The sequence below is a fragment of the Methylobacterium sp. CM6257 genome (assembly GCF_054611515.1).
Genome location: NZ_CM137735.1, coordinates 2332335 through 2350578, shown reverse-complemented (window position 1 = coordinate 2350578; position 18244 = coordinate 2332335). Strand labels below are relative to the sequence as shown.

Annotated in this window: 20 protein-coding genes and 1 pseudogene; 13 read left to right on the top strand and 8 right to left on the bottom strand. The window is 71.7% G+C overall.

From position 1 onward, the window contains the following. Positions 1–9: 9 nt before the first annotated feature. On the bottom strand, positions 10–1404 hold the full coding sequence (locus ACYCO6_RS11615; protein ID WP_459771918.1) for an amidase family protein: 1395 nt from the start codon (positions 1402–1404) through the stop codon (positions 10–12). A 320-nt stretch (positions 1405–1724) separates the two neighbouring features. On the opposite strand from ACYCO6_RS11615, the gene ACYCO6_RS11610 reads away from it, so the two are divergent. Then, the gene (locus tag ACYCO6_RS11610; protein WP_459771917.1) at positions 1725–1886 is read left to right on the top strand and encodes a hypothetical protein; all 162 of its coding nucleotides are present in this window, start codon (positions 1725–1727) and stop codon (positions 1884–1886) included. A 61-nt stretch (positions 1887–1947) separates the two neighbouring features. Here ACYCO6_RS11610 and ACYCO6_RS11605 read toward each other — a convergent pair whose 3' ends face one another. Then, the gene (locus tag ACYCO6_RS11605) at positions 1948–2856 is read right to left on the bottom strand and encodes a metallophosphoesterase family protein (RefSeq protein ID WP_459771916.1); all 909 of its coding nucleotides are present in this window, start codon (positions 2854–2856) and stop codon (positions 1948–1950) included. A gap of 64 nt (positions 2857–2920) precedes the next feature. Further along, a pseudogene (locus ACYCO6_RS11600) lies at positions 2921–3412 on the bottom strand (VIT1/CCC1 transporter family protein); the annotation flags it as partial. A 296-nt stretch (positions 3413–3708) separates the two neighbouring features. Here ACYCO6_RS11600 and ACYCO6_RS11595 point away from each other — a divergent pair. Genes ACYCO6_RS11595 through lpxK form a run of 3 tightly spaced genes read left to right on the top strand, consistent with a single transcriptional unit; the run spans position 3709 to position 6805 of the window. After that, positions 3709–4494, top strand: coding sequence for a lysophospholipid acyltransferase family protein (locus ACYCO6_RS11595; protein ID WP_459773534.1), 786 nt, complete (start codon positions 3709–3711; stop codon positions 4492–4494). Beyond that, positions 4491–5822, top strand: coding sequence for a 3-deoxy-D-manno-octulosonic acid transferase (locus tag ACYCO6_RS11590; protein ID WP_459771915.1), 1332 nt, complete (start codon positions 4491–4493; stop codon positions 5820–5822). The genes ACYCO6_RS11595 and ACYCO6_RS11590 overlap by 4 nt, the downstream gene beginning before the upstream one ends. Continuing rightward, on the top strand, positions 5822–6805 hold the full coding sequence (gene lpxK / locus ACYCO6_RS11585) for a tetraacyldisaccharide 4'-kinase (RefSeq protein ID WP_459771914.1): 984 nt from the start codon (positions 5822–5824) through the stop codon (positions 6803–6805). The genes ACYCO6_RS11590 and lpxK overlap by 1 nt, the downstream gene beginning before the upstream one ends. 3 nt (positions 6806–6808) lie before the next feature. Here lpxK and ACYCO6_RS11580 read toward each other — a convergent pair whose 3' ends face one another. Both ACYCO6_RS11580 and ACYCO6_RS11575 read right to left on the bottom strand, forming a co-directional pair. After that, positions 6809–7027, bottom strand: coding sequence for a DUF2093 domain-containing protein (locus tag ACYCO6_RS11580; RefSeq protein WP_459771913.1), 219 nt, complete (start codon positions 7025–7027; stop codon positions 6809–6811). A 64-nt stretch (positions 7028–7091) separates the two neighbouring features. After that, a complete protein-coding gene (locus tag ACYCO6_RS11575) occupies positions 7092–8078 on the bottom strand; it encodes a bifunctional riboflavin kinase/FAD synthetase (RefSeq protein WP_459771912.1) in 987 nt (328 codons plus the stop codon). Between the two features lie 293 nt (positions 8079–8371). Here ACYCO6_RS11575 and ACYCO6_RS11570 point away from each other — a divergent pair, with 293 nt between their 5' ends. The 6 genes from ACYCO6_RS11570 (at position 8372) to ACYCO6_RS11545 (ending at position 12446) form a co-directional block, all read left to right on the top strand. Continuing rightward, entirely contained in the window at positions 8372–8755 is a 384-nt protein-coding gene (locus ACYCO6_RS11570; protein ID WP_012317888.1) for a response regulator, read from the top strand. 110 nt (positions 8756–8865) lie between these two features. Beyond that, on the top strand, positions 8866–9399 hold the full coding sequence (locus ACYCO6_RS11565) for a protein phosphatase CheZ (protein ID WP_459771911.1): 534 nt from the start codon (positions 8866–8868) through the stop codon (positions 9397–9399). Between the two features lie 117 nt (positions 9400–9516). Beyond that, positions 9517–10311, top strand: coding sequence for a creatininase family protein (locus tag ACYCO6_RS11560; protein WP_459771910.1), 795 nt, complete (start codon positions 9517–9519; stop codon positions 10309–10311). Between the two features lie 70 nt (positions 10312–10381). Continuing rightward, entirely contained in the window at positions 10382–11101 is a 720-nt protein-coding gene (locus tag ACYCO6_RS11555) for a DUF1223 domain-containing protein (RefSeq protein ID WP_459771909.1), read from the top strand. A gap of 110 nt (positions 11102–11211) precedes the next feature. Beyond that, a complete protein-coding gene (locus tag ACYCO6_RS11550) occupies positions 11212–11769 on the top strand; it encodes a sigma-70 family RNA polymerase sigma factor (RefSeq protein WP_459771908.1) in 558 nt (185 codons plus the stop codon). Further along, positions 11769–12446 carry an NrsF family protein gene (locus ACYCO6_RS11545; RefSeq protein ID WP_459771907.1) on the top strand — a complete coding sequence of 226 codons (678 nt, stop codon included), beginning with the start codon at positions 11769–11771 and terminating at the stop codon, positions 12444–12446. The genes ACYCO6_RS11550 and ACYCO6_RS11545 overlap by 1 nt, the downstream gene beginning before the upstream one ends. A 15-nt stretch (positions 12447–12461) precedes the next feature. On the opposite strand, the gene ACYCO6_RS11540 is transcribed toward ACYCO6_RS11545, so the two are convergent. Next, positions 12462–12953, bottom strand: coding sequence for a YcgN family cysteine cluster protein (locus ACYCO6_RS11540; RefSeq protein ID WP_459771906.1), 492 nt, complete (start codon positions 12951–12953; stop codon positions 12462–12464). Between the two features lie 280 nt (positions 12954–13233). Between ACYCO6_RS11540 and ACYCO6_RS11535 the strand changes: the two genes are divergently transcribed. The 3 genes from ACYCO6_RS11535 to ACYCO6_RS11525 are packed head-to-tail and all read left to right on the top strand — an operon-like array spanning position 13234 to position 16857. Then, positions 13234–15534, top strand: coding sequence for a transglycosylase domain-containing protein (locus tag ACYCO6_RS11535; protein ID WP_459771905.1), 2301 nt, complete (start codon positions 13234–13236; stop codon positions 15532–15534). Between the two features lie 4 nt (positions 15535–15538). Then, on the top strand, positions 15539–16243 hold the full coding sequence (locus ACYCO6_RS11530; RefSeq protein ID WP_459771904.1) for a DUF1214 domain-containing protein: 705 nt from the start codon (positions 15539–15541) through the stop codon (positions 16241–16243). Continuing rightward, positions 16231–16857: a DUF1254 domain-containing protein gene (locus ACYCO6_RS11525; RefSeq protein WP_459771903.1), complete on the top strand. Its 627-nt coding sequence runs from the start codon at positions 16231–16233 to the stop codon at positions 16855–16857. The genes ACYCO6_RS11530 and ACYCO6_RS11525 overlap by 13 nt, the downstream gene beginning before the upstream one ends. A gap of 7 nt (positions 16858–16864) precedes the next feature. Here the strand turns inward: ACYCO6_RS11525 and ACYCO6_RS11520 are convergent, their stop codons facing one another. Beyond that, positions 16865–17677: a hypothetical protein gene (locus ACYCO6_RS11520; protein WP_459771902.1), complete on the bottom strand. Its 813-nt coding sequence runs from the start codon at positions 17675–17677 to the stop codon at positions 16865–16867. A gap of 48 nt (positions 17678–17725) precedes the next feature. After that, positions 17726–17938 carry a hypothetical protein gene (locus tag ACYCO6_RS11515; protein WP_459771901.1) on the bottom strand — a complete coding sequence of 71 codons (213 nt, stop codon included), beginning with the start codon at positions 17936–17938 and terminating at the stop codon, positions 17726–17728. Between the last annotated feature and the right edge of the window lie 306 nt (positions 17939–18244).

The following is an 18244-nucleotide window of genomic DNA, read 5'->3' as shown; positions in this document are numbered from 1 at the left end:
TCGCCCGCCTTAGGCGGGATCGACCGGCATCTCCGGAACCCCGCCGGCCTCGATCGCCGCACCCGCCGCGAGGCACAGGTCCTCCCGGTACCGGGCGGCGGCGAGCTGCACGCCCACGGGCGTGCGCCCGACGAGCCCGGTGGTGACGGTGAGCGCCGGGATGCCCAGGGGCGCCAGCCCGACCTGAAGCAGGTTCGCCTCGAAGGCGCGGGCGATGCCGGAATCGCCCGTGCGGTCGAGGCCGTCGGGGAAGGGCAGCTCGGCGGAGACCGGCACGAGCAGGACCGGGTTCTCGGCGAGGAACACTGACCACTCCCGGGCGAGCGTCGCGCGTCGGGTCAGCGCCGTGGCGATCGCGTCGGGCGCCATCGCCTCGGCCCGGGTCCGGAAGCTTTCCAGAAGCCCGATCGCCGCCGGGTCGCCCTCGCGCTCCGCCGCGGCACGCATGGCCGCGTAGCCGTCGCCGAGCCAGAGCTGGAGCTGGAGCTCGCTGGCCTCCCGGATCGGCGGCGTGTCGGCGATCTCCGTGACCGCCCACCCTGCCTCGGTCAGGCGCCGGGCGGCATCCCGCAGGGCGGTCTCGACCTCCGGTACGACGGCGAGGCCGCCGGGCCGCACGCAGAGGGCGACGCGGCGGGGGACGGCCGGGCCCTCCAGGGGCGCGGGCACCCACCACGGATCGCGCGGGTCGGCGGCCGCCATGACGTCCAGGCCGAGGCGCAGATCCGCGATGCTGCGCGCCAGCGGTCCCGACACGGCCATGAGCTGCGGCCCGATCCCGCGCTCGGGCGAGGACGGATTCCAGGCCGGGATCCGGCCCAGGCTTGGGCGCAGGCCGTGCACGCCGCAGGCATAGGCCGGGTAGCGCACGGAGCCGGCAATGTCGGTGCCGTGGGCGATCGCCCCGATGCCGGCGGCCACCGCGGCGCCGGCCCCGCCCGACGAGCCCCCCGGCGTCAGCGCCGGATCGCGCGGGTTCTTGGTGCCGCCGTGCAGCTGGTTGGTGGTGAACCAGCGCAGCGAGAAGGCCGGCGTGTTGGTCCGCCCGAGCAGCACCGCGCCGGCCCGGCGCAGATTGGCCACCACGGGATTGTCGTCCGCGGCCACGAGATCGCGCTGGAGGCGCAGGCCGTTCGTCGTGGCGAAGCCGCGCTGGTCGACATTCACCTTGACGGTCACCGGCACCCCCGCGAGCGGTCCGGGGGTGTCGCCGCGCGCCCGGGCGGCATCGGCCGCGTCGGCCTGCGCCAGGACGTCCTCCGGGCGGTGCTCCACCACGGCGTTGATCCGGCCGTTGACTGCGTCGAGGCGGGCGAGGGCGTCCTGCGCGGCCTCCCGGGCCGAAACCTGGCCGCTGCGGATCAGGGCCGCGAGATCGCTCGCCGTCAGACGCCAGAGCTGCATGGGGGTTCCTTTCATGCGCCCCGACGGGGCTCGATCCTTGGGGAGATTCGCGCCGTCCGGGCGGGGCCCGGCCGGCTTTCGAACCATATTCAATATGCAAGCGGGCGGCCGCTTTTTTATGCATTCGCGGATCGGCTGCATCGGCAAGGGTTTGCCGCAGTGCAGCAGAATTGCCTAAGCATTCATACGTATAGAACTCTTGCCACACCCCGACTGACTGCTAACCTCGCCGTCGTTCGCGCGTTCGACCGACCAAACCAACGAGAAGGGACGATCTCCTCAGACGAAGGCAGGCAACCTCCAGCACAAGGCAGGCTTCCATGGCAGAGGTGATTCGCGTCAAGCCGACGCACGACGGCACCTACACTGTGTATCGCGGAACACTCGCATTGATCTGCGGCCTCACGCGCCTCCAGGCCGAGCGCTACGAAGCGAGTCTCAGCCGTCAGCAGCGCGTCGATCTGGCGGCCGTGAGCACCTGATCACGCTCCCGTGCATGAGGCCGGCGCGATCAATCATCCGGGATCGTGCCGGCCGACAGGCTCAGGCGAGGGCGATGGGGCCGAGATCGCACATCGATCCCGCCGCATCGAGGCCCCGCCGCCGGGCGCTGACCGCAAAACCCTCCCCCGCCCGATCGATCTCGTACAGAAGATAGGAGGCCCGGCGCGCGGCCGCCGCCCCGTGGCCGTCCGGGCGCGCCGAGGCCGAGGGCGCCCCGATGACCGGGACGGCACGTCCGTCCGGGCCCGGGATGAACGCGCTGCTGGTGACGTGGTTGTGGCCGTGCAGGATCAGGTCCGCGCCGGCCCGCGCGACCATCGCCGTGAACGCGGCCGCGTCCTTGAGCTCCCGCCCGGCCGAGGCTCCTCCGGGCTGGGGCGGGTGATGGATCATCACTACCCGGAACGGCCGGCCCGGCTCTGTGGCCAGCGCCCGGAGCAAGGACTCGGCGGCGGCGAGCTGCGGCGCACCGAGTCGCCCGGTGGCCACGAAAGGTTTCGTGGGGATCGCGCTGGACAGGCCGACGAGCGCCAGCGGCCCGCGCCGCCTGAGATAGGGAAAGCGCCCCTGCGAGCCCGAATCGTCACCCGTGTAGCGGCCGCAGGCGGCGAGCAGTCCTTCGAGCGAACCGCGGACGTAGGCGTCGTGGTTGCCCGGCACGAAGCTCACCGAGTCGGGCGAGCCCAGGGCCTCCAGGAAGGTGCGCGCCGTCTCCCACTCGCTCGGCAGGCCGATGTTGCATAGGTCCCCCGTGCAGGCGACGTGCCCGGCCCCCTGCCCTTTCAGGTCCGCGACCAGCGCCTCCAGCACGGTCATGTCGTGGCTGCGCGAGCGTCCGCGCCGCCAGTTGGCGTAACCGGTGGCGCGCTTTCCGATGAGTTGGTGCAGGCGCACCCGGCCGAGAGGCCCGACATGCGGATCGCTGAGATGGGCGAGGCGGAAGGTCAACGCCGGAGGTCACCCTCAAGACGGCCACGGGACGCGCCCCGCATCGCGGGCGCGGGCGCCGCCGTCAAGCGCTTCCGATCAGCATGCCGGCCGCGAGCACCAGGGCACCGCCGACCATCACCTGCATCGCCGCGCGCCAGAACGGTGTCGCCATGAAGCGGGTGCGGATCGCCGCGATGACGGCGAGTTCGACGACCACCACCAGCACGGCGAGGGTCGTGGCGAGGAGGAACGGGTTCGGCCAGCCGGCGGGAAGCGTGTCGGGGATCGCGTAGGGCAACGTGTGGCCGAGCCCGCCGAGCGTCGTCATGACCCCGCAGACGAGGCCCCGCAGCAACGGGTCGCCGCGCCCGGTGACGCTGCCGTCGTCCGACAGGGCTTCGGTGAACCCCATGCTGATGCCCGCGCCCACCGAGGCGGCGAGCCCGACCAGGAAGGTCGCGCCATTGTGACCGGTGGCGAAGGCCGCCGCGAAGATGGGCGCCAGGGTCGAGACCGACCCGTCGATGAGACCGGCGAGGCCGGGCTGGACGTAACGCAGGACGAAGGCGCGGCGGGCCTCCGCGGCCATTTCGGCGGTGCTTTCCAGGACGGCAGCCATCCGGGTCTCCTTGTTTAGATGCATTCCAATCTACAGTCTGGAATTCATCTAAACAAGGGCAACTGCCGTGTTTTCGCCGCGGCGCTGGAGCATCCGCGATGCCGGAGCGCCCATCGGTCCCGGCGGTCCTATCCGTCTGGTTGTGGACGAGGCCGATTGTTTCGTCTCGGGCACGGGGGCTAGACCATGGGCGGTCGAAATCGATCCGGACCTGATCGGGCGGCGGCGTTTTGGGCCGTCCCATGCGTGACATGAACCTCGGCAAGCGACTTCTCCGCCTACCCACCGTGCAGCGCGTCCTCGGCCACCTCGCGGCGGCCTATCTGCGGCTCGTGCGGCTCACGAACCGCTTCGAGGTTCATGCCGGCGAGGCGGCCCCCGGGGCCGCCGACGCGTGGATCGATGCGCGCACCCCGCTGATCGCGGGCATGTGGCACGGGCAGCACATCATGATGCCGCTCCTGCGCCGGCCGGCGGATCGGGTGGCCACGATCATCTCGAAGAATCCGGACGGCAACATCAACACGATCGCGCTGGAGCGGCTCGGGATCCGCGTGATGCGCGCCTCCGGCGCCCGCGGCCGGACCCGGGCGACCGATCTCCGCGCCAAGGGCGGGGCCGAAGGGCTGCGGGCGATGCTGCGGGCCTTGAAGGCCGGCGAGTCGGTGGCTTTCAGCGCGGACGTGCCCAAGGTGTCGCGCCGGTGCGACGCCGGGATCCTGACGCTGGCGCGGTTCTCCGGCCGGCCGATCGTCCCGGCCGCCGTGGTGACGAGCCGCCATCTGCGGTTCAACTCCTGGGACCGGGCCTGTCTCGGCCTGCCCTTCGGGCGCGGGGCGATCGTGCTGGGCGATCCGATCTACGTTCCGCGTGATTGCGAGGGCGAGGCGCTCGAGACCCTCCGGTGTTTCGTCGAGGCCGAGATGAACCGGGTTCATGCCCGCGCCTACGCGCTGGTCGGGCGCGCCGACCGGGCGGCACTCTATCGCGAAGAGTCTGCCGGAGCCGTGTCCGTGCCGGTGGGAGACCTGGCGTGAGGCGGCCATCCGTGACCCTGCCGCTGCAGGCCTACCGGGCGGGCCTGCGGGTGGGCGAGCCGGCGCTGACCGGCCTGCTCGCCTGGCGGGCCCAGCGGGGCAAGGAGGATCCGCTCCGCCTCCCCGAGCGGCGCGGCTTCCCGGGCCGGGCTCGTCCTGTGGGGCCGCTGGCCTGGATGCACGGCGCCAGCGTGGGCGAGGTCCTGTCGCTGATCGGCCTCGTGGAAGGCATGATCGCCCGCGGCTTCTCGGTGCTTGTGACCACGGGCACGCGCGCGGCCGCCGAGCTGATCGGCTCCCGCCTGCCGCCCGGCGCGGTGCACCAGTACATGCCTCTCGACGCGCCGCGGTGGATCGGACGGTTCCTCGACCACTGGCAGCCGGACCTCGCGGTGGTCGCGGAATCCGAGATCTGGCCGAACACGATCCTGGCGCTGGACGACCGGGAGATCCCTCTGATCCTGGTCAACGGCCGCATGTCGGAGCGCTCGTTCCGGGGCTGGGAGCGCTGTCCGCGCACCGCCAAGGCGCTCCTGTCGCGGATCGCGATCTGCCTCACCCAGACCCAGGAGGACGGAGAGCGCTTCGCCAAGCTCGGCGCGCCGCGGGTGAGCATCGCCGGGAATCTGAAGTTCGATGCGCCGGTGCCGCCCGCCGACCCGCAGCAGCTCGCCTATCTCGGTTCCATGGTGGCCGGCCGGCCGGTCTGGGTCGCGGCGAGCACGCATCCCGGCGAGGAGGCCATGGTCGCCTACGCGCACGCGATGCTGAAGGCGCAGTTTCCGCGGCTTCTGACCATCATCGCCCCGCGGCACCCGGCCCGGGGCGCGGAGGTGGTGGAGTGCGCGAACGCCCTCGGCCTGCGCAGCGCCCGGCGCTCCACCGGCGGGCGGCCGCATCCGTCCATCGAGGTCTACATTGCCGACACGATCGGCGAGCTGGGCCTGTTCTACCGCCTCAGCCCTCTGGTGTTTCTCGGCGGCTCCCTTGTCCCGCGCGGCGGCCAGAACCCTATCGAGCCGGTCCGTCTCGACACAGGGGTGCTCCACGGCCCGCACACCGAGAATTTCGGCGTGGTCTATCGCGCCCTGGACCGCGCCGGGGGCGCCCTGCCGGTACGCGACAGGGTCGAGCTCGCTGCACTCGCCGGCGAGATCCTGGGCGACCGGGATCGCCTCGCCGACATGGCGCAGGCCGGGCAGCGGGCGCTGCAACCCTTCGAGGGCGCTGTGGCCCGCACGCTCGCGGTGCTCGAACCTTTTATCGCGCAGATGAAGCTTCAGCGCCTCGACCGGGGCGGTCTCGTGCGACCGCTTGCGCGGGCCTGATGCGGTCACCGGCCTTCTGGGCGGCAGGGCCGGCCCATCCCGTCGCCCGCTGCCTGGCGCCGTTCGGGGCCGCCTACGGGGCGCTCGTGGCCCGGCGCATGGATCGCCCCGGAGCGCGGGCGGGCTGCCCGGTCCTGTGCCTCGGAAACTTCACCCTCGGCGGCGCGGGCAAGACGCCTGCCGCGCTGATGGCCAGCGCCCTGCTGGCCGATCTCGGGCGCGCGCCGGCCTTCCTGTCCCGCGGCTACGGGGGCCGGATGGCCGGTCCGGTGCACGTCGACCCCGACCGGCACGGTGCCGCGGAGGTCGGCGACGAGCCGCTCCTCCTTTCCCGCCGCGCGCCCACGATCGTGTCCCGGGACCGCCCGGCGGGCGCCGCCCTGTGCCGGACCCTCGGCGCCGACGTGATCGTGATGGATGACGGGCTGCAGAACCCGAGCCTCGCCAAGGATCTGGCCCTGGCCGTGGTCGATGCGGTCGCCGGTCTCGGGAACGGCCTGCCCTTCCCCGCAGGACCCTTGCGCGCGCCGCTGGCCCGGCAATGGCCGCACGTCTCCGGGCTGATCCTGGTCGGCGACGGGGGGCCGGGCGATGCGCTCGCCCGTACCGCGGAACGCCGGGGCTTGCCGGTTCACCGGGCGCGCTTGGTCCCGGACACCGACGACCTGGCGGGCCGGCGCTGCCTCGCCTTCGCGGGGATCGGCCGGCCGGAGAAGTTCTTCGCGACGCTCGCCGAGGCGGGAGCGGTGATCGCCGGGACGCGTCCCTTTCCGGATCACCATCCCTATCGCGCCGGGGAACTGGCCGCTCTCGCCGCCGAGGCGCAGCGGCTCGGGGCCGATCTCGTGACCACCGAGAAGGATGCCGTGCGCCTGCCCGCCAGCTTTTCGGAGCAGGTGCGGGTGCTGCGGGTGCGCCTGACGCTCGATGACCCGGAGAGCCTGCGGCGGCAGGTTCGCGGCGCGCTCGGTGGCGCGCCGTGACGATCAGGGGCGACCGGTTTCCTTCAGCCGCTTCAGGATTGCCTCGGGCGAGGCGTAGGCTTCCTGACGGGCGGCGCTCCAGTAGCGCAGCGCGTCGAGCGGGATCGGCTCGCCGGTCACCGCGCAGCGCACGAAGCTGCCGGGCTTGACCACCCGCATGGTGCCGTCGCCGTACTCGACCACCGCCTCGCCGTTGTTTGCCCGCTCGTAACGACCCAGCACATCCGCCTCCTGATCGATCCCGCCTTCTACACGATCCGCGCCGGCCGCGATGCCCCCGGGAGAATCAGGTCAGCATCGACCGGGTTTCATCGCGCGCCAGCAGGGCCCGGGCCTCGGACGCGTCGACGTGCATGCGCGCGACCAGCGCGTCGGCGCTGGCGAACCGCTCCTCCCCGCGGATGTACCCGACGAATTCCACGGCGATCTCCTGCCCGTAGAGATCGCCTGCGAAGTCGAACAGGTGGACCTCCAGAAGCGGCGCGCCGTCGTCGAAGGTCGGGCGGCGGCCGTAGCTCGCCACGCCGTCGCGGAACATGCCGGGCCCGAGGCGGACCCGCACCGCGTAGATGCCGTGCGCCAGCCCGCAATCGGGCAGCCGCACATTGGCAGTGGGGAAACCGAGCTGCCGACCGCGCTTGTCGCCGTGGCGGACGGGGCCGAGGACGAACCAGCGATAGCCGAGCAGGGCGTTGGCGCGGGCGACGTCGCCGGAGGCGAGCGCCGCGCGGATCGCGCTCGACGAGACCGGGTCGGACTCGTCGCTGAGGGCGACGGGCGCCACGATCCGGCAGCTCATCCCCGCCTCGCGGCAAAGATCCGCCAGGATCGCGGGTGTGCCCTCGCGGCCACGGCCGAAATGGAAATCGTGGCCCACCACCACACCGGACAGGCCCAGGGAGCCCCTGAGGAAGTCGAGCACGAAGGCGCGCGCCCCCGTGGCCGCCAGGGCGCCGTCGAACCGGCGCACGATCAACCCGTCGAGGCCGAGTTGCGCGAACACGATCTCCTTGGCGGCGAGACCCGTGAGCCGGAACATCGGCGCGTCGGGCGTGAAGTAGGCCCGCGGATGTGGCTCGAAGGTCAGCACCGCGGCCGGGCGTCCGGCCTCCCGCGCCGCCGCGCGCACGCCCTCGACGAGCACCCGGTGGCCGAGATGGACGCCGTCAAAATTTCCGATCGCCGCCACGGCGCCTGCCAGGGCCGGCGGGACCGGCTCGTCCGCGCGGCAGATCGTGAAGGGCCGCACGGCCGTTTCGTCGCCTGAGGCCATCGATTCGGGGTCGGATGCTCGGAAAGGTCGGATGGGGTCGCCTGACGTGTCCACGAGGGGCCCGACGCGGCCGGACCCTGCCGAAAGGCGTCTTGAGGGTCAAGCGAGGCCGCACCGCGCCGCGGCGCCGCACGGACCGGGGTCAGGCGCGGCCCGCGCCGATTAACTGCTTCGCAATGCGCGTCCCCTATTTAAAATGCTGTGCTGCGCAGCTAAATTGCCGCGTTAGCGAAGCGTTAATCGATCCGGGAGCCGGCGCGGCTTCCCGCCGGGCAATACGGAGCAGTTGTTCGATGGCTCTCGATCTGAGCATGCCGATCCTCGTTGTTGACGATTACCAGACGATGGTCCGCATCATCCGTAATCTACTGAAGCAGCTCGGCTTCGAGGAAGTCGACGATGCTTCGGACGGCACTGAAGCCCTCGCCCGACTCAAAGGTCGCAAGTATGGTCTGGTGATCTCCGACTGGAACATGGAGCCCATGACGGGCTACGAGCTGCTCCGGCACGTGCGCGCCGACGAAAATCTTCGGACCACGCCCTTCATCATGGTCACCGCCGAATCGAAGACCGAGAACGTGATCGCGGCCAAGAAGGCCGGCGTGAACAATTATATCGTCAAGCCCTTCAACGCCGCGACGCTGAAGTCGAAGATCGAAGCGGTCTGCGGGAGCTGATCGCCCCCCATGGAACGTCCCCGCGCCGTCCGGCCGGATCGCCGAAGAGCCGGAAGGCGCACAGGAACGCCGCGGCCGGCCCGGACGGCCGCCGATCCCAGGAGGAGACCATGTCGTTAGCCGTCGCGCGGCAGGGCGAATTGCGGATGCGGGAGCCGCAGGCCGTCATCGCCGAGTTGATCGAGATCGCGGACTACATCGCCCACCTGCGCGAGGAGATCGGCGCATTGCGGGCGAACGAGATGAGCCGCGACCGGATCCCCATGGCGCATGAGGAACTGGGCAGTGTCGTCGCGGCGACTGCGGGCGCCACCAACACGATCATGGAAGCCGCGGAAGCGATGCTCGGCCTTCCCGACGGGCCGGGCTACCGTGAAGCTGTCGAGGAGCGGATCAACACGATCTTCGAGGCTTGCGCCTTCCAGGACATCACCGGCCAGCGGATCGCCAAGGTGGTGGAATCGCTGCGGCTGTTCGAGCAGCGCTTGGCCCGCTTCGTCGGCGCCGTGAAGGCGCGCGACGCCGGCTCTATGGACCCTGCCGAGCGTGCCCGACGCGCCCGCGCGGAGGATCTGATGCTCAACGGCCCGCAGGCCGTCGGAGCCGCGCCCTCCCAGGACGATATCGACGCCCTGTTCGCCTGACCTGAGTCGCTTCGGCGGCTGCCCGGCCGTCGACATCGCGGCGAAGCCCCGGTTAGATCGCCTCCCCAGCAACCCGCCGCCGCGTCCCGGCGGCCCCGGAAGGAGGCCCCGGCAGGCATGACGGCGCGGTCCTGGTCCGATCTCACCACGGAAGAACTGGCGCGTCGCGACATGCGGCGGGCGATCGCGGTGCTGCCGGTGGCCGCGATCGAGCAGCACGGTCCGCACCTGCCGCTCTCGACCGATTGCGACATCGCCGAGGGTTACCTCGCCCGCGTGCGCGAGCGCGTCCCGGCGGATCTCGACGTGCTGCTTCTGCCCGTGCAGGCCGTGGGCAAGTCCGATGAGCACGATGCCTTCCCGGGCACGCTCTCGCTGGAGACCGGGACGGCGCTCGCCGCCTGGACGGAGATCGGCGCCGCCATCCACCGCGCCGGGTGCCGCAAACTGGTGATCGTCACGAGCCATGGCGGGAACAGCGCGATCATCGATCTCGTGGCGGGTGACCTGCGGGCGCGGTTCGGCATGGTGGCGGTCACGACATCCTGGGCGCGGTTCGGCTATCCGGAGGGCCTGTTCCCGGCCGACGAGATCGCCCACGGCATCCATGCGGGCGGCATCGAGACCGCGCTGATGCTGGCCCTGCGGCCGGACCTCGTGCGGACCGACCGGATCGCCGATTTTCCGCCGCGGACGCGCGCGATGATCCACGACTTCACCCATCTGCGCGCCGGCCGTCCCGCCGCCTTCGCCTGGAAGGCCGGCGACCTCCATCCATCCGGCGCCATGGGTGATGCGCGGCTCGGAACCGCCGAGGCCGGCCGCGCGGCGCTCGACTATGGGGCGCAGGCGTTCGTGGCCTTGCTGCGCGACGTGGACGCGTTCGAGTTCGACGGACCGGCTTCCGCGTAACCCCCGCCTCCAAGCGGCCGAAATGGCCGGTACGCCGGGCACGATCCGCCGGCGCGCGGGAGTTTCGGTCATGCGACCTGCCGTTTTGATCGCCGTCGCCCTGCTATGCGCGGCCGCCCGTCCGGCCGCTGCGGCGGAGCGCGTCGTCGTCGTCGAGCTCTTCACCTCGCAGAGCTGCTCCTCCTGCCCGCCCGCCGAGGCACTGATCGGCCGGCTCGCTCGGGAGGGCGCTGGCATCCTGCCGCTCGCCTTTCACGTCACCTACTGGAACCACCTGAACTGGCGCGATCCCTACGCCCTGCCGGCCGCCACGGCGCGCCAGGAGGCCTATGCTGCGCGGCTCGGTGGGCCGAGCTTCACGCCGCAGGCGGTGATCGACGGCCAATCCGGCCTTGTCGGCTCCGACGAGCCCGGTCTGCGCGGCGCGATCGCGCGCGCCCGGGAGGCCGGGCCCGGGATTCCGGTGACGCTGTCCCGGAACGGCGACCGCGTCGCCGCGCGGGTCGGGGCCGGGAGCGGCCCGGCCCGGGTCCTGCTGATCGGCTTCGATCCGAGCCACACCACCCGCGTGCTGCGCGGCGAGAACGCCGGGCGCACCATCGAGCAGGCCAACATCGTCCGTTCGATTCATGATCTCGGCCCGTGGTCCGGTGCCGCCGCGACCTTCGAGGCCGTCCATCCCGAGGGCGAGCGCGCGGCCCTGCTCCTGCAGGCGCCGGACGGGCGCGTTCTCGGAGCGGCGCGCCTGGGCGATGCGGACGCCGGGACCGGCCGGGAGGCGCTGCGATGATCCTCGCAATGCCGGGCGGCATCGGGGCGTGCGGCTGGGCGCTGGCGCCAGGTTCGGCGCGTGGGTTAAACACGGCACGTGCCGGGGAGCGGAACGGCGGCGGAGCCGGGATGGCGCGCGAAGAAGACCTTGCGGTCCTGATGGCGGCGGCGCAGGGCGGCGACGCGGCCGCCTATCGCGCCCTGCTGAAGGCCTGCCTGCCGGTCGTCTCGGCGATCGCCCGGGCCCAGGGCGTGCGCGGCGAGGCCGTGGATGATGTCGTGCAAGACACGCTGATGACCGTCCACCGGGCGCGGGCGAGCTACGATCCCGCCCGCCCGTTCCTGCCCTGGCTGCGCGCGATCACGCAGCGGCGGGCGATCGACCGGCTGCGCCGGGCCGGCCGCCGTCCGCGGGAGGTCAACGATCCTCTGGCCTACGAGGCCGAGGTCGATCCCGGCCCCGCCCCCGGCCAGAATCTGGAGGCGCGTGACCGCGCCGCCGCCCTGGCGCGGGCGGTCGCCGCCCTCCCGGAGGGTCAACGGCAGGCGGTGGAGCATCTCGGCCTGCGCGAGCTGTCGCTCGATGAGACCGCGGCGCTCACCGGCCGCAGCAAGGGAGCGCTCAAGGTCAACCTGCACCGGGCCCTGAAGGCGCTCCGGGCCAGCCTGACGCAGGAGAGGGAGTGATGCCCGACCGCGCCGGCTGCGAACGGTCTCGCCACGAGCGGCTCGTCGAGGAACTCGCGGGCAGCCTGGAGCCCGTGCGGCCGCTGCCCTCCCCGATGGCGCGCGCGGCCCTCTGGCTCGGCGCAGCCCTGCTGATCGGGCTGGTGCTGGCGGCCTTGACCGGCACGAACGGCTTCATGCTGCGCATGCACGTACCCGATCTCGCCCTGGCGGCGACCGGCGCGGTGCTGACGGCGGTCACGGCTGCCTGCGCGGCCTTCGCGACCAGCGTTCCGGGCCGCTCCGCCGGCTGGGCGCTTCTGCCCCTGCCGCCGCTCGCCCTCTGGATCGGCGCGAGCGGGCTGGGCTGCCTGCGCGAATGGGTCGCCCCCGGGACCGATATTCCCGGCGCCCACACGGTGATGGGCTGCTTCAGTTTCCTGATCTGCGTCTCGGTGCCGCTCTCGGTGCTGATCGTGATGATGCTGCGCCGCGCCTGCCCGCTCCGCCCGAACCTCACGGCCGCCCTGGGCGGTCTCGCGGTGGCGGCGGCCGCGGCGGCCCTGCTGATGCCGGTTCATCCGCACGACGCCACCGCGACGGATCTCCTGATCCACGCGGCGGCGGTCGCGATCGTCATCGGCCTCAACGGGCTGGCCGGGGGAAGGCTGCTCGGCCGCGACGCCGGCATCGGCTGAGCGGACGCCGCGCCCTCAATCCGCGTGGGGATCGCGGCTCGGCCAGTCCACGATCCGGTCCGGCAGTTCCTCTTCGGAAAATTCCTCCTCGTTGCCGGCGAGCCGGCCGCGAACCGAGATGCCGGCCTCGTGCACGCTCGAGGCCCGGCCCGAGATCAGCGGATGCCACGGATAGAGGGGCTTTCCGTCCCGGACGAGCCGGTAGGCGCAGGTCGGCGGCAGCCACGCGATCGAGCGCACCGCCTCGGGCGTAAGACGGACGCAGTCGGGCACCCGCTTCTGGCGGCGCGCGTAGTCGCGGCAGCGGCAGGTCAGGCCATCGAGCAGCGTACAGCCGACATCCGTATGGTGGACCTCGCCGGTATCCTCGTCCTCGAGCTTCATCAGGCAGCACCGGCCGCACCCGTCGCACAGGCTCTCCCATTCAGACGGGGTCATGCCTTCGAGGGTCTTGGTCCGCCAGAACGGCTCGACGGCCCCGCGGCGCGGCGCCTCGGGCTTGGACATCGGTCAGGTCTCTCGATAGGGAGGTGCGCCTGTCTGCCCGAGCCGGGACAACGGGGCAAGCGGCGCATGCGCAGACCCGGTGCGACCGGACCGCGCCCTGGCGCGTTATGCCCAAGCTCGTCCGCGGCGATTCGCGAGACTGCGCAGAGCCTCGCCGACGGTTCCGGATCCTGCTATGGACTTCGGACGCCGCGCGGTGCCTCGGTCGCAGGTTTCACGCCCGCGGTGCGGGCGCTCGACCATCCGCCGCAAAGGCGCTCGACAAGCCGGGTCCGACATCGTGCGCCTGCCGACGTTCACCGAGATCAAGATTCGCCTCGAGCGCGCCGCCCTCGCGTTCGACGCCTGGGTCAATGCCAGCCTGTACGACAGCGGCCAGTCCACCGGCGAGGCTTACGAGCGCTTCCAGCGCTTCATGAGCCGCTTCGCGGTGCGCGGCTGGAAGCGCTTCGCCCTCGATCTGACCAGCGAGGCTGTCACGATCGGGGCCGGCGGCGCGGTGCTCATGCTCGCCCTGGCGCAGCCCGCCTTCCAGCTCACCAGCGAGAACTGGCTGAAGCAGCAGGATCTCGCCGTCACATTCCTCGACCGCTACGGCACCGAGGTTGGGCGGCGCGGCATCAAGCACGACGACTCGCTCAAGCTCGACGAGTTTCCCGACATCATGATCAAGGCGCTGGTCTCCACGGAGGACCGGCGCTTCTACGAGCATTGGGGCATCGACCCGATCGGCACCCTGCGGGCGCTGGTGAACAACTCCCGCGGCGGCGGCGGCACGCAGGGCGGCTCCTCGATCACCCAGCAGCTCGCCAAGAACCTGTTCCTGACGAACGAGCGCTCCCTGGAGCGCAAGATCAACGAGGCGTTCCTGGCGCTCTGGCTCGAGAGCCATCTGACCAAGAACGAGATCCTGAAGCTCTATCTCGACCGGGCCTATATGGGCGGCGGCACCTTCGGCGCGGTTGCGGCGGCGGATTACTATTTCGGCAAGCCGCTCAAGGACATCAGTCTCGCCGAGGCCGCCATGCTGGCCGGCCTGTTCAAGGCGCCGACCAAGTACGCCCCGCACGTCAACCTGCCGGCGGCGCGCGCCCGCGCGGCGGACGTGCTGCACAACATGGTGGAGGCGGGCTTCGTCACCGAAGGCCAGATCCAGACCGCCCTGCGCAATCCGGCGACCCCGGTGACCCGCACCCGCGACATCACCGCCGACTACTACCTCGACTGGGCTTTCGGCGAGATCAAGGCGATGGCCGACGCGGGCAAGCTGCGCAATGACCGCGTCCTGACCGTGAAGACGCCCCTTGACCTCGCCGTCCAGAAGCGGGCCGACGAGGTGGTGGCCGACATCCTGCGCAAGTCCGGGGACGCCTACGACGTGGACGAGGCCGCCATGGTGATCCTCGATCCCGACGGGGCCCTGCGCGCCATGGTTGGCGGCGCGGATTACGGCGAGAGCCAGTTCAACCGCGCCACCGATGCGCTGCGCCAGCCCGGCTCCTCGTTCAAACCCTACGTCTATTCCGCGGCACTGGCCTCCGGCCTGTTCAAGCCGGACACGACGGTCGTCGACAGCCCGGTCTGCATCGGCAACTGGTGCCCGCAGAATTACGGCCGCTCCTATGCCGGCCGCGTGCCGATGTGGCTCGCCGTGGCCAAATCGATCAACACGATCCCGATCAAGATCTCGATCGCGCTCGGCAAGGCCATGGGCATCACCCACGAGGCCCGGGCCGCGAAAGCGGGTCGCGCGAAGATCACCGACCTCGCCCACAAGATGGGCATTACCTCGAACCTGATCGACACGGTCTCAATGCCGATCGGCTCGGACGAGGTGACGGTAATCGACCAAGCGGCCGGTTATGCGGTGTTCGCCAATGGTGGCTTCCGCGCCAAGCCCTACGCCGCGATGGAGGTGAAGAACTCGTCGGGCGAGGTGATCTACCGCCACGCCGACGAGGCGCCCGAGCGGGTGCTCTCACCCCAGGTCGTGGCCGACATGAACTTCATGCTCAACAAGGTCGTCGAAGAAGGCACCGGCAAGCGCGCGCAGCTCGAGGGCGTGAAGGTCGCCGGCAAGTCGGGCACGACAAACGCCTACCGGGACGCGTGGTTCGTCGGCTACACGGGCAATTACGTCGGGGCGGTCTGGTTCGGGAACGATGACCACACCTCGACCAACAAGCTGACCGGCGGCTCCCTCCCGGCCCAGACCTGGCACGACGTGATGGAGCCGGCCCATCAGGGTATCGAGATCAAGGGCCTGCCGGGCCTCAAGGAAAGCCCGCGTGCTGCCCAGCAGCAGGCCTCCGGCGGCCCGACTGCCCCGACCGATCCCAATGCCAGCGCCTACGGCAAGCTCTCGCGCCGCTCCTTCGAGGTGATCAGCGGCCTGAACGGGCTGTTCCGCACGGTCGAGCGGGCACCTGCGGCGGGGCCCGGGCAGGAGGGTCGCTCCGGCAGCGATCCGCAGAAGACTGGTCGGAAGCCCGGCGACAGAGCCGCGGCAGGATTCCCGACCCAGACCCGCGCCATCGCCGAGGACACGCGGTCGGTCGGCGGCTTCATCGAGGTCCGGTGACCGCATGAGGTTCACGAGTCCTGCAGCGTTCGGTCGCACGTCCGCGGCCGAGGGCGCTTCGAGCGCCGATGAACGCGGCCCGCGCAACGGCGCGGCCCGGTTCGTCGCCCGTCTGTGGCGCAAGAGTTCGGTCGCCGGCCTCGCGGTGTACGCGCTGGTGCTCGGCGGCGCGCTCGGCCTCGCCAGCGCCGACTGGGCCACGAGCGGCGGCTATCCGTTCGGTGGCGTGGAGGTCGGCGCCTGGACGGCGTGGCCGCGGGCCGGTGCCGCGAATGCCGATCCCTATACCCGCGCGGTCAATGCCCGGCGGGGCGAGATTCCGCTTGCGGTGGGCGAGGGCCTGCTGCTGACGGCGGCGGTGGATGACGAGGGCAAAGCGCTCGACGCCACCTGCACCTACCGAATCGGCGGCGGGACACCGCCCGCCCGCGCCTGGACCCTTACGGTGGCCGGCCGCGGCCCGCGCGATCCCGGCCGTGCGCCCCTGCGCGAGGGCTTCACCTCGACCGAGGTGCTGCGCTCGGCGGACGGACGGTTCGCGGTGGTGGTCGGGCCCGAGGTCCAGCCCGGCAACTGGCTTCCGAGCCCCCGGGCGAGCGGGCCGGTGCGGCTGGCCCTGCGCCTCTACGACACGCCGGTCGCCGCCAGCGTCGGATCCCTCGACCGGGGATCGGTGCCGGCCATCACCCGTCTGGAATGTGCCTCGTGAGCCTGCGCTTCGTCTACGCCACGCTGATCGGCTTGGTCCTGGCCGGGATCGTCCACATCGCGGCGGTCCTGGCGATCCCGGCTCTGTCGGAGAAGGACGCGGTCTCGCGCGCCCGCACCAGCGAGAGTCTGGATCATCCGCAGCCCATCTACACGGTGGCCACCGGCGACGATCCCTCCCCGCCCGAGGCGTGGCTGCCGATCCCGGACCCGGCGGTGGCGGTGGGCGTCTGCGCCTACGACCTGACGGACGGTCCTATGCGCGTCTCGGCGCGAACCGGACCGCTGTCCCTGTCGCTCGCTGCCCATGCCAGGCGCGGTGCCTTCTACGCGGTGACCGACCAGGCGGCGGTCCGCGGCGCCCTCGATCTCGTCATCCTCACCCGCGCCCAGTACGACGAGGCGCTCGCCGACGACGACGAGAACGATCCGAGCCGCGACGTGCGGATCGTGGCGCCCGACACGCGCGGCTTCGTGGTGGTGCGGGTGATCGCCGGTCTTCCGAGCCAGCGGCCCGCCGCCAACGCCGCGGTTCAGGCCGTCTCCTGCACCACCGATACGCCGGCGAACGAGCCGCCGGGGAAGGATTCGGCCGGCAAGGGCGCGGGGCGGTAGCGGCTGCTCAATCCTTCGCGACGAGCGGTGCGGCCTGGGCGACCGGCACCGGTCCGAGCCCGCACCGCGCGGCCGCGTCGGGCGGCAGGAGCGGGTCCAGCAGGTTGCGGCGGGCGGCGAGCATCGCCAGCGACCGCTCGGCCGAGACGGATTCGGGCGCCGGGGCCGCAGCGAAGAGGTGCTCCAGGGCGAACCGGTAGCGCGCGAGCCGCAGGCCGGCCTCGACGCGAACCCAGGCGATCAGGCACCGGTTCTCGGCGACACGCTGGGCGGCCATCCGCACGTCGGCAGCATCGAGCGTCTTGGCGAAAGGCAGGCTGCGCAGGCGCGCGACATCCGCGTCGATGACCCGGGCGGCGAGCGCCGCGAAGGTCGGAATTAGGCGGCCATCCGCGGTGGCGTCGTCGCCGAGCTGCCGGTAGCGGGACACGGGCGAGCGGGACGGTTCCGCGGTCAGCGCGACGTAATAGGCGTCGATCTCGTCGAAGCGCCAGGGTGCCGGTGTCGCGTGCGCGCTGGCGAGTCCGAGCAGCGCGTCCTGGAAGGCCGCGAAGGTGCTGGCGGGCTGCACGAACCGCCAGGCGCGGTCGCGCAGGGCCTGCTCATCGTCGGTGAGACCCGAATCGAGGAGCAACCGGCCTCGGTCATGGGTGCTGAAACTGCCTGTCGTGTCGATGAGGCCGTTCCACACGCCGGTGCGCGGACGGCCGAAATCGCCATTCTGGGTGCAGGCGGCCAGGAAGGCCATCGCCGCGCCCGCGGGCAGCAGGCGTGCGGCCGTTCGAAGGCGGCCGAGCCGCTGGCAGTCCGGGACTGGCATGGGGAACCGTTAGAATCCGCGCGCGGCCGCTCGTCCGCCGCGACGCGTTCAGGATGCGAGGCGCTCGTAGCGCACGCCGAGGAACAGCAGGATCTCGCCGCGCCGCTCGCCCGAGCGCGGGATGCGGCACGTCCGCCGTGCCTCGGGACCGGGAAACGGAACCACGATGGCGGACGAAGCGGGGGCGGATTCGCGGATCGAATCGGCCGCGTGCAGGGATGAACGTCGGGCGCTACTCACCTGCGGTTTGAAAAGGGTCATGGTCTCAGGCTCCTGTCGGCGGTCCGAGCGTCCGGCCCGGGCCCTGCGGAGGGCGGTCGGCAAGGGCTACGGAAACAATCCAGCATGACGTGGTTAACGGACTCTTTCCGGCACCGTGACGCGGATTGAAATGCTGCGCGGGATTGGCGCGCAAATTGCGAAGGTGTCTTCGCCCATGGCGGGCGTTTCCTCCCTTCGACTTGAGGCCCTGTCCGATCCCGGACGGGGCCTTTTTCTCGCCGGGGCGGCTCTGGGTCCCAGGGACCACACCGCGGTGAAGCGTGGCCGCCGCAAGGGACGCGCGGA